Source organism: Granulicella sp. L46, assembly GCF_009765785.1.
Lineage (GTDB): Bacteria > Acidobacteriota > Terriglobia > Terriglobales > Acidobacteriaceae > Granulicella.
In genome coordinates this window covers 162,856-174,410 of sequence record NZ_LMUT01000005.1, presented here as the reverse complement: position 1 = coordinate 174,410, position 11,555 = coordinate 162,856, and the positions used below count along the sequence as shown (strand labels likewise).

Annotated in this window: 6 protein-coding genes; 3 read left to right on the top strand and 3 right to left on the bottom strand. The window is 62.3% G+C overall.

The window, feature by feature from the left end; all coding sequences use genetic code 11:
* The 3 genes from GSQ80_RS04860 to GSQ80_RS04850 all read left to right on the top strand — a co-directional run.
* Positions 1-1,067, top strand: a 1,067-nt coding sequence (locus tag GSQ80_RS04860) for a retropepsin-like aspartic protease (protein WP_158786417.1), incomplete at its 5' end; no start/stop codon positions are given.
* 327 nt (positions 1,068-1,394) lie between these two features.
* The gene (locus GSQ80_RS04855) at positions 1,395-2,654 is read left to right on the top strand and encodes a hypothetical protein (RefSeq protein ID WP_158786415.1); all 1,260 of its coding nucleotides are present in this window, start codon (positions 1,395-1,397) and stop codon (positions 2,652-2,654) included.
* A 23-nt stretch (positions 2,655-2,677) separates the two neighbouring features.
* On the top strand, positions 2,678-4,000 hold the full coding sequence (locus tag GSQ80_RS04850) for a hypothetical protein (RefSeq protein WP_158786414.1): 1,323 nt from the start codon (positions 2,678-2,680) through the stop codon (positions 3,998-4,000).
* Between the two features lie 39 nt (positions 4,001-4,039).
* Here the strand turns inward: GSQ80_RS04850 and GSQ80_RS04845 are convergent, their stop codons facing one another.
* The 3 genes from GSQ80_RS04845 to nusA form a co-directional block, all read right to left on the bottom strand.
* Positions 4,040-5,917 carry an amidase gene (locus GSQ80_RS04845; RefSeq protein ID WP_158786412.1) on the bottom strand — a complete coding sequence of 626 codons (1,878 nt, stop codon included), beginning with the start codon at positions 5,915-5,917 and terminating at the stop codon, positions 4,040-4,042.
* A 619-nt stretch (positions 5,918-6,536) separates the two neighbouring features.
* Positions 6,537-9,704: a translation initiation factor IF-2 gene (infB, locus tag GSQ80_RS04840; RefSeq protein ID WP_158786410.1), complete on the bottom strand. Its 3,168-nt coding sequence runs from the start codon at positions 9,702-9,704 to the stop codon at positions 6,537-6,539.
* Between the two features lie 202 nt (positions 9,705-9,906).
* Positions 9,907-11,544, bottom strand: coding sequence for a transcription termination factor NusA (gene nusA / locus GSQ80_RS04835; RefSeq protein ID WP_158786408.1), 1,638 nt, complete (start codon positions 11,542-11,544; stop codon positions 9,907-9,909).
* Positions 11,545-11,555 lie beyond the last annotated feature (11 nt).

Below are 11,555 nucleotides of genomic sequence, written 5' to 3'. Positions count from 1 at the left end.
CCCCCGACCCCCCCCCCCCCCCCCCCCGCCTCGCTCTCGTCCTCGGCTCGCTCGCCGACGCCAACCTCAAGCTCTACCGCTACGCCCAGGCCAGCGCCCTCTACACCCGACTCCTCACCGAAGCCCCCGCCGGCCTCTCCCCCACCCTCCTCAAAGACGATCAGGACGACGCCGACACCATCAAGCTCGTTCTCGCCGCCCCACCCCAAACCATCGACATCACCACCCCCATCGACATCCCCACCCACTCCGACCGCCTCTCCTCCATCACCGCCGACCTCACCGCCCACAACATCACCGCACCCTGGATCCTCGACACCGGCGCGAACTTCTCCGTAGTCTCCGAATCCTTCGCCCATCAGCTAGGCCTCACCCTCAGCACCGGCACCGCACACACCCAGGGAGCCACAGGCGCAGAAAATCCCCTCCACACCGCCATCCTCGACACCCTCGCCATCGGCACCGCCACCGTCCACAACGTCGTTCTTCTCGTCCTCCCCGACGCCAACCTCACCATTGCCACCGGCAAGAAAAAGTCCTACGTCATCCCCGCCATCCTCGGCTACCCCGTCTTCCAGGCCCTCGGCATCATTCGCTTCACGCACGACCACCGCTTCCAGGCCGGCCCCACGCTCACCCTCACCGACGACTCCTCGCCCATCTACCCCTCCCCCATCTATATGGAGAAGCTCAACATCCTCTTCTCCTGCCGCACCCACAATCTCTCCCGCCTCTTCCTCTTCGACTCCGGCGCCAACGCCACGACCTTCTTCCTCCCCTACTACCGCGAGTTCCCCGCCGACCTCCTCCACCAGAAGCAAGGCACGCGCAACGGATACGGAGCCGGCGGCACCTCCACCGATCACGTCTACGTCCTCGACCACGTCGACCTCGAACTAGCCAACCGCATCATCGACCTGCAGCACATAGCGGTCTTCAACAACCCGCAGAACACTCTCTCCGACGAATACGAAGGCGCCCTAGGCCGCGACCTCATCAACTCCCTCGACAGCCTAACCCTCGACCTAATCCAAGACCGCGTCTACGCCGGCAAGCCCCGCCGCTAGCACTCCACATCTGCACTCGTCTTTTGCCGAATCCCGTTGTTCGTCGTCATCCTCACCCTCGAGCGCAGCAAAGGGGAAGGATCCCCGCATCCGCTTTTGCCTTTGCCTTTGCCTTTGCCTTTCTTTCTGTCATTCCCTCTGGGAATCTGCTTCGGCCGTTGTTGTCTTTGCCTTTCTTTGAAAATTTCTAAAAGAAATTGTCATTCTGAGCGCAGCGAACGAACCCGCATTCTCCCGTTCTTTCTCTTGCCTCTCTTCCCCCCGGTACGACACAGCCGTCCCCGCTTGCCAATCTCCCCGCTCCCCCATACTCTTGCTGAAACCCTCATGCGCCCTCTCAGCCGAGCACTGTCCGCCCTACTGCTTCTCGCGCCCCTCACCGCACTCGCGCAAACCTACACTCCCAAAACCATCCGCATCGACGCACCCCCCGCCGTCGACACCGCCGAAGCTCTCCGCATCGCCGCCCTCCCCACCAACACCCCGCTCACCAAGCAACAAATCGAAGCCGCCCTCCAACGCATCGCCGACACCGGCCTCTTCAGCGACGTCGGCTACACCGTCAACGCCACCGCCCTCGTCATCAAGCTCACCCCGTCAGCCAGCAGCCAACTCCAGCCCGCGCACTTCTCCAACTTCGTCTGGTGGCAATCCGCCGACTTAGAATCCCTCCTCGAAGCCGCCGTCCCCGGCTACCATGGCCAACTCCCCGTCGCCGGCACACTCACCGACCAGGTCAAAGCCAAGCTCGTCGCCCTTCTCCACACCAAGGGTGTGGATGCAACGGTCGACGCACACGAGAACGGCTTCTCCGCAGACTCTGTCACGCTCAGCATCGTGAGCCCCTCCATCGTCATCGGCGACGTTCAGTTCCAGGACTCCGTCCCCGCACTTCACCCCCAGATCACAACCCTCCGGCACCGCCTCCACGGCCAGGATTTTGACATCGCCGAAACTACCAAGACTGTTCAGGAGAGCGTCAACGACATCTACCGGGACGCCGGCTACCTCGACGTCCAAACCACCGCCCCCACAACCTCCGCGCCGCACAAAGATCTCCTCACCTACGCCGTCGATCTCTCCTCCACCATCACGCCCGGGGACATCTATCACGTCTCCAACCTGCACATCAACGCAGCGCCACCCGTCTCCCAAGCCGACCTCGCCAAGGCTGCCAACATCAAACCCGGCGACGTCGCCTCACTCGCCGCCCAGCGCCTAGCCCGCGCCGAAATGCAGAAGCTCTACGCCGACCAAGGCTACTTAGAAGCCAAAGCCCTCTTCACCGCGCATCAGGACAACGCAGCCCACACCGTCGATTACGGCTGCAACTTCGTCCCGGGCGAAGTCTACCGCTTTGCCTCCATCGACACCTCCGCCCTCGCGCTCGACCAGCAAGCCGCCTTCGCCCGCGCCTTCACCACCGCTCCCGGAGCCATCGCCAACGCCGATCTCAGAACCACGATCCACCAGGCCCTCCAGTCTCTCAACCTCGGCTTCCCCGTCGGCCTTGGCATGGTCCCAGACCCCGCAAATCACACAGTAAAAATCATCCTCAAGACAGCCGCCTCCGCACACCCCAAATAATCCATCTCTCCCAGGAGCTTCCCTTGCGACCCCACCGAGTCTTCGCCGCCCTCCTCCTTCTCGCGCCCCTCGCAGCAGCGCACGCACAGTACTCCATCGCCAGCGTCACCTTCCGCCACGCTGACCCCTACGCGCCCGCCGAACTCCTCGCCGTCTCCGGCCTCAAACCCGGTCAGCTCCTTAGCAACGACTCCCTCGCCAACGCCGCCCAGCGCCTCCTCAACACTGGCCTCTTCGCCGACGCCACCATCAACTATGGCAACAGCGCCCGCGCCCGCGCCATCGTCGTCGACGTTAGCCCCATCCCGCTCGACCAGCTCCTCCCCGCCAGCTTCGAAAACTTCGTCTGGTTCACCCCCGAAGAACTCACCGCCGGCATCCACGCCCAGGTCCCCCTCTACCGCGGCGTAGCATCTGACGCCGGCTCCCTCCCCGACGACATCCAGGCCGCCCTCCAGCAAATGCTCGCCGCCAAAGGCATCACCGCCTCCATCTCCCACACCATCGCCGAGCCCACCAACCTTCAGCCCCACCGTGTCGTGAACTTCAGCATCGACCAGCCCTTCGTCCGTCTCGGCACCCTGCACCTCTCCATGGTTGCCCCGACCGGCGCCTCTGCAACGCTCTCTCCTGGCCTCCAGCAGGCAGCCAACGCCGCCACCCGTCATCCCTTCAACGAAGGGCTCACTGGCATCAATCTCTCCAGCATCCTCCTCGACCCCTTTCGCCGCGCAGGCTACGTCCAGGCTTCGCTCGACAACATCGAGCGCACCGTTGCCCCCGCACCCGCCGACGCTAACGCCAACGCCAACGCCAGCGCCTTCCTCGTCACCTACACCGCGCGCATCGTCACCGGCGACCCGTACAAAATCTCCACCCTCACCTGGAACCCCACGCCCCTCTACTCCGCCGCCGACTTCGCCCGCGACAACAAACTCCACCCCGGCGATCTCGCCAATGAATCCGACCTCGCCAAAACCGAAGCCGCCATCTCCAAGGCCTATCTCCTGCAGGGCTACCTCGACGTCTACGTCCTCTCCCATCCCGTCCCCGACGCCACCGCCCACACCGTCGCCTACACCTTCGAACCCGTCCCCGGCGAAATCTACCGTCTCAAGACCGTCAACGTCACCGGCCTCTCCCCGCAAGCCCTCCAGCAATTCAACGCCGACTGGCCCATGAAGCCCGGCGATCCCTACAGCGACCAAGCCGTCAACGCCTTCCTCGCCAAACACATCGCCCAGCCGCCCTTCCAGCCCTACGGCGCCGGCTTCAAAGCAGTAGGCGACCCCGCCACCCACGAGGTCGACCTAACCCTAATCTTCACCCCCAATAACCCCCACTAGCCCCACCAATCTCCCTGACAACTGAGAACTGACAACGCCTCAGAACCCCGACGGCCGCTCCCCCGCCACGCCAAACGCGGCCTCCATCGCCATCCCCGCCTCCACAATCGTTCCCTCATCAAACAGCCTTCCCACCAGCGACACCCCATGCGGCACCCGCCGCGGCTTAGCAAACTTCTTCACCGGGTTCTTCACATCAGGAGCCCAATCACTCCGAGCCTCACTCACCTCCACAAACCCCGCCCTTAGCGTCAACGACGGATGCCCCGTAAAGTTCGTAATCACCAAAAACTCATCCCGCAGACTAGGCACCAGCAGCAGATCCACGCTACTCATCACGCGTTCCATCTCCATAGCGACCATCCGCCGCAACCGATCCGCCTGCACAAAGTCCACCGCACTCAAAAACCGCGACTGCCGAAACGTATTCGGCCACGCATCCGGCACCTGCATCTTCAACTCATCGACCTGATGGTTCAGCGTGATCTCCTCAAACGCCGCCGCACTCTCCGCAAACAAAATAATGTTCAGCGAGTCATAAGGCCAATCCGGTAGCGACACCTCCACCGGCACCATCCCCAACTTCTTCACCGTCTCCAGCGCAGCGCGATCAACCTCCGTAGCAGGAGCCGTCTTCATCCACTCCGGAAAATATCCCACCTTCAGCCCCGCCACACTCTTCCCCGCATGAAACCGTAACCCCGCCGGAATACAAGCCACATCCTTCTCATCCGGCCCTTTGATCGACTCCAGCACCAGCATCGTGTCCTCCACCCCGCGCGCCATCACCCCCAACTTGTCGCACGTCCAGCTAAGCGTCATCGCGCCAGTCCGCGGCACGCGCCCAAACGTCGGCCGCAACCCCGTCACGCCATCCCGCATACTCGGCGACACAATCGACCCCTGCGTCTCCGACCCAATCGCAAACCCCACCAGCCCCGCCGCCACCGCCGCACCGGGCCCCGCACTACTCCCCGACGCCCCCTCATCCAGGTTCCACGGATTCTTCGTCTGCCCCCCAAACCACACATCATTCAACGCCAAGGCGCCCAGGCTCAATTTCGCCACCAGCACCGCGCCCGCCTCATTCAACCGCTTCGTTACGGTAGCGTCCTCCACCGGCACGCGATCCCGAAACGGCTCAGCCCCCCAAGTCGTCTTGATCCCCGCCGTATCCAGCAAATCCTTAGCTCCCCAGGGAATCCCATGCAGCGGCCCGCGATATTTCCCCGCAGCAATCTCCGCATCGGCGGCCCGCGCCTGCGTCAGCGCATGTTCCCGCGTCAGCGTAATCACGCAATTCAACTCCTTGTTGAACCGCTCCAGCCTCTCCAGATAAATCCCCGTCAACCGCTCTGACGTAATCTGCTTCGACAGAATCCACCATGACAACTGCGCCACCGAAGCAAATGCGATGTCCTCATCCTTCGCAGGCAGACGATCAACCCCGCGCGGACCTCCGCCCGCGTCTCCCCGAAGAACTCGACCGTTTGCGTCTACCTGCGGCTCAACGTTCGTCCAAGCCACGCCCTGCACCTTCGGCATCAGCGGATTCCACACCGTAGCCGGCGCCACGTCATACCCGATCGCCAGCTTCCGCGGCCCCACCCGCCTCTCATACACCGCCGCCATACTCTGCCGCCAGTTCCCCGCAGCCTCCGCCAGATCCTTCCCCGACATCTCCACCTGCACCAGCTTCTCCGCCTGCACAAACGTCTCCACCGAAACCTCCGGCCCCGTAACCGGCGCCGTCCCAAACGCCCCAGGAGCACCCGGCGTACTAGGAATCTGAGGCCCCACCGGAACCTGCGGCCCAGCAGCCTGTGGCGTCTGCCCGCCCGACGCCTTCGCAACCATCGCCGCCCCCACCAACCCCATCGAACCCTTCGCCAAAAACTCCCTACGCGAACGCGCCATCCCAATCCTCCACACACTCTCTTCTGCAATTAAACCGTGCAGCCAGATATATCACCCACGACTCTCAAACCGACCCAGACTCTGTCATCTGAGCGCAGCCGAAGGGCCCGCTTTAGCTGTTGCCCTTGCCTTTCTTTCTGTCATTCCCTTTGGGAATCTGCTTCTTCCCTACTTCCATCCCGCCCCAAAAATAAATCCCCAAATTCACCCGCGAAAACCGCCCAAAATCCGCATGTCAATCCCCCATCACCTTCCGAAATCGCCAAAACCCCTACCAACACTGGCGATTTCTCTCCCAACAAGTTGGCATAGTTACCCCCACCCAACCTCTACAATAGAACTAGCCCTTCCCCCCCAACCTACCAAGGGGGCGCTCCCCAAGGTGCCGCAGCCCCAGCACCGCCCTAACTTCAATGGGTGCCAGACTTTACCCGTAAAGTCTCCGGCTGCCCTACTTTACAGCCAGAGAGCGGGTAACCCCGGGGGTACTTTCACCCCTAACCCACATGAATAGGCTACTTTAGAGGACAGGTATGACCGCCGGGGGGGAGGGGGGTACAACCTCCCCACAAACAAAAAGGCCGGGATTTCTCCCGGCCTTCCCTCACAACCAAAAGCCCTAAGCGTTAGCGGCTTCCGCCTCAGCCTTCGCGGTATCCGCTTCAGCCTTGGCAACTTCATTCTCGGCATCCTTGGCTGCCTTCAGAGCCGCAACGTCGCGCTCCTTCTTCGCCTCCGCAGAGTTCCGGCCCAGCTCATCGGCCATCTTCTCGGTCGTGAACGCCTCAATGACGTCGCCAACCTTGATGTCCTTGAACCCAGCCAGATCGATACCGCACTCAACACCCGAGCGCACCTCGGACACATCGTCCTTGAACCGCTTGAGCGACGAAATCTTGCCCTTCCAGACCTCTTCGCCGTCACGCAGCACGCGCACCTGGTTGTCGCGCCGGATCAGACCATCGGTCACCTGCGAGCCGGCAATCTGGCCAACCTTGGTGATCTTGAAGACGTTGATGACAGTCGCGCGGCCAGCATAATTTTCCTTGAAGACCGGCTCGAGCAATCCATACATCGCCTTCGTAATCTGGTCCTGCAGCTCGTAAATAATCGAGTGCAACCGGATCTCGACGTTCTCGCGCTCCGCAACATCGGTAGCCTTGCGGTCCGGCCGAACGTTGAATCCGATGACGACAGCATTGGAAGCCGAAGCCAGCAGAATGTCCGACTCGGTGATCGCGCCAACGCCCGAATGCAGCACCTTCACACGAACCTTTTCGGTCGACATTCTCTGCAGCGAATCGGCCAGCACTTCGACCGAACCCTGCACATCGCCCTTGAGGATGAGGTTGAGGTCCTTGACGCCCGCCTGCTTGATCTGTTCCGCAAGCCCTTCGAGCGACACCCGCGAGCTCTTCGCCAGCTGCGCCTCGCGCTCCTTCATCTTGCGGTACTGCGCAATGCCCTTGGCCTTGTCGCGGTCCGCCATCACGAGGAACGTATCGCCAGCATCCGGAATGCTCTCAAGTCCGAGGATCTCGACCGGAGTCGATGGTCCAGCTTCCTTGATCTCCTGCCCGCGATCGTTGAACATCGCGCGCACCTTACCAAACGTGTTGCCGACGATATAGCTATCGCCCGTACGCAACGTTCCGTTCTGCACCAGGATCGACGCAACCGCACCGCGACCACGATCGAGCTTCGCTTCGATGACCGTACCAACCGCGGGACGCTCCGGCGTAGCCTTCTGCTCGTTCACATCGGCAACCAGGCAGATCATCTCTTCCAACTGGTCGAGGTTAATCCGCTTCTTGGCCGATACTTCCACGAACTCCGTGTCTCCGCCCATCGACGTAGCCTGCACGCCGCGAGCAGCCAGTTGATTCATCACCCGGCTCGGATCAGCGTCCGGCTTATCGATCTTGTTCACCGCCACGATGATCGGCACCTTCGCCGCACGCGCGTGATCAATCGCTTCCAGCGTCTGCGGCATCACGCCGTCATCCGCCGCAACCACGATCACAACGATGTCCGTGATCTTCGCTCCGCGAGCACGCATGCGCGTAAACGCCTCGTGACCAGGGGTATCGAGGAACACGATCTCGCGTCCGAACGCAGGGGAATCCGGCTTCGTGATCTTCACCTTGTACGCGCCAATGTGCTGCGTGATTCCGCCAGCTTCACCTGCCGCCACATCGGTAGACCGGATCGCATCCAGCAACGACGTCTTACCGTGATCGACGTGGCCCATGATCGTAACCACCGGCGCACGCACCACCTCGACCATGTTGGACGTATCTTCCAACAAGCCTTCGATAGCCTCGTTCTCCAACTGCTCTTCGACCGAGATGACGGTAGCATCGGCGCCAAACTGGCGCGCCACTTCCTTCACCAGCTCGCCGTCCAGCGACTGGTTCACCGTCACCATCACGCCCTTCATCAGCAGCGTAGCGATCAGGTCCTTGCCGCGCACATCCAGCATCACGGCCAGGTCCTTCACCGAGATGCCTTCCGTCACCGTAATCGTCTTGGTAATCGGCACATCGCCCTGCGGAATCTGCGGCCCGCCAAAGCGCGGCACGCTGTATCCCTTGAGTGCGACTTCCTTGTTCTTCTCATAACGCGGTGCGCCACGGCCACGCGATCCCGCCCGAACCGGACGGCTCGGTCCCGGAGCCTCGCCCGGAGCAGGCATCAACCCGCCCGGAGCAGCTCCTGGCCGATTCCCAAAACCTGGTCGTGCCGCGCCAAAGCCCGGTCGCGGAGCAAAGCCCGGACCTCCCGGACCTCCGCCCGTTCCGCCCGGAAACGTCCTCGTCGGATGCATCGGACGGCGAGCGCCCGCAGCCATTCCCGGTCGCGAGCCCGGTCCTCCAGGCCCTCCAGGTCCACCCGAAGGATTCGATCCCTGGTATCCAGGACGTGGCCGCTGGAAGATAGGCGTGCGCGGCGGTCCGCCTGGAGGCGGAGGCGGCGCACTGTACGTCGGTCGCGGTCCAGTCTGCGGCATCACGACGCGCCGCGGCGCCGGAACACTGGCAGCCGGTGCTGCAGGAGCTGCCGCAACCGGTTCCGGAGCCGCAGGAGCAACAGGCTCGGCAATCGGAGCAGCCGCGGCCGGAGCAGCCGCTGGAGCGGGCGTCGGAGGCGCAACCGCCGCGGGCTTCACGACCACTGGCTCAGAAGGCGGTACAACCGCGACAGCCGGTGACGCAGACGCCGCAGCCGGCCGCGCAACAACCGGTCCCGTGACAGGACGGCTCGCGATAGCGGGCGCAACAACGTAATTGGGTGCAGCAGGCCTTGGAATCGGCACAATGCGCCGCGGAGCTGGAGCCGCAGGCGGCGCAGCAGCCGCAACCGGTGCCGCGGGTGTAGCCGCAGCAACGTGCGCCACGACCGGCGCTGCTGAGGGCGCCGACGCGGGCCGCGCCACAACCGGCGGACGGTTTGTCGGAGGCGCCACGGTCACTGCTGGCCGCGGAGGAGGCGCATTGCGCGCTGCCGTCTCTGCCTGCTTGCGCTCTAGAATCGCCTTCAGCGCATCGCCTGGCTTCGAGACGTGCGAAAGATCAAACTTGGGCTTGGTGTCAACAGGCGCCACGCGGGACGCACTCGTGCGGCCTCCACGGCTGAAGTAGCCGCGCACCTTCTCGGCCTCATCCTCTTCGATGGAGCTCGAATGCGTCTTCTTCTCGGTGACGCCAACCGCCGTAAGAGCATCCAGAATGGACTTGCTCTTGACCTCTAACTCACGTGCAAGATCGTTGATGCGAACTTTGCTCATCTATCCCTTTTGTAGGGGCTGGCGGTCACCCGCTCGGCCCTTTTCAGTTCCACTGCGCACTTAGCTGTTCATATCAGCCTCAATCGAAGGTGGAGTTCGTTCAAGGCTATTATCCCTTGAATCTGTTAACTTTTCAGCCGTTTGGCTGGGTTTTACAGCGATTTTCGAAATACGGCCAAAAACTCCGCCGAACGCGCCCGCACTAATCACGGTCGCGCTCGCCGTCGTCGATTCCTTCATCCGAGACTTCCTGGGCCTGATCGACCAGTTCGTCTACGGTGTCGTTATCCAGTTCAATGCCCGCTTCGCGAGCGTCGTTATCGTCATTCGCGTCGATATCCGAAGACTCATCCTCGGCCTCCGCGATATCCTCGGCTGAAAACTCACTGACTTCTTCCGCTGAGCCCACATCGGCTGCCTGCCCAGCAAGAATCTCTTCCGGCGTATTGGTCATGGAATGTACCTCGTCTCCCGCCTCATCGGATGCAGCCGCCGCGGCAATGGCTTCTTCGCCCTCTACAAGAGCCGGCTCAGAAGGCACCGGAACCGGACGCTCCTCACCCTCTTCATACTGTCCGAAGTAGTGGCGAACGGCGACGGCAATCTTCTCGACCGTCTTCTCACCAATGCCCGGGATCTCGCTGAGCTCTTCGGCGGTCATATCGGCAAGCGCCTCGACGGTCGTAATACCGGCCGCAATCAGCTTCTCCATCACAGAATCGCCCAGCTCGACAACCTGCTCAATCGGCGTCGAAGGTCCGCCGCCCATGGCCTGCATCTGCTGCTCGACCTCCTGCCGCTTCTCTTCTTCGCTCTTAATGTCGATCTTCCACTGCAGCAGTTTCGCCGCCAGGCGAACATTCTGCCCCTTCTTGCCAATCGCCAGCGATAGCTGCGTGTCATCGACGATGACCTCGAGCTGCTTCTCCGCAAGATCCGTAATCGAAACGCGCGAGACCTTCGCCGGCTGCAGCGCCTTCTCGGCAAACGTCGTGATCTCGTCCGAGTACTCAATGATGTCGATCTTCTCGCCGCGCAACTCGCGGATAATCGACTGCACGCGCATGCCCTTCATGCCAACGCACGCGCCAACCGGATCAACATCCTTATCGCGGCTCATCACCGCAATCTTGCTGCGCTCCCCTGCCTCGCGGGCGATAGCGCGAATCGTCACCGTGCCGTCGTAGATTTCGGGCACTTCGGACTGGAACAGCGACTGCACCAGCGCCGGCGCCGCGCGCGACACGATCACCTGGGGACCTTTGGCCGCGCGATCAACGCGCAGCAATACCACGCGCACCCGCTCACCAACGGCAAACTGCTCCAGCCGCGACTGCTCACGCTTCGGCATCCGCGCCTCGGTCTTACCCAGGTCGAAGATCACATCCATCGGCTCCAGCCGCTTGACCGTCGCCGTCAGAATCTCACCCGCACGATGCGCATACTCGTTGAACACGGTATCGCGCTCGGCCTCGCGAACTTTCTGGAAGATGACCTGCTTGGCCATCTGCGCGGCAATGCGTCCCAGCGGTGTGGTGTCCTTATAGAAGCGCAACTCTCCGCCTACTTCAACCTCAGGCGCCAGCTCGCGAGCCTGTTCCAACGTCAGCTGGTTGTCCGGGTCCTCGACCAGCTCCGGCGTCTCCACCACGGTCTTGTACACGTACGCACGAATCTCGCCGGTCTCGCGGTCCATCTCGCCGCGCATGTTCTCGACCGTCTTGTAGTACTTGCGGGTCGCGAGCGCGATAGCGTCTTCAACCGCGTTCACCACGATCTCAGGGTCAATCCCCTTCTCGCGTCCCAAAATCTCAATCGACTGATACAGAGCACTTGCCATGTCGTCTCTCA

Coding starts and splice junctions, on each gene's coding strand:
- GSQ80_RS04855 (WP_158786415.1), top strand. CDS start 1,395: ATGCGCCCTCTCAGCCGAGCACTGTCCGCCCTACTGCTTCTCGCGCCC.
- GSQ80_RS04845 (WP_158786412.1), bottom strand. CDS start 5,917: ATGGCGCGTTCGCGTAGGGAGTTTTTGGCGAAGGGTTCGATGGGGTTG.
- infB (WP_158786410.1), bottom strand. CDS start 9,704: ATGAGCAAAGTTCGCATCAACGATCTTGCACGTGAGTTAGAGGTCAAG.
- nusA (WP_158786408.1), bottom strand. CDS start 11,544: ATGGCAAGTGCTCTGTATCAGTCGATTGAGATTTTGGGACGCGAGAAG.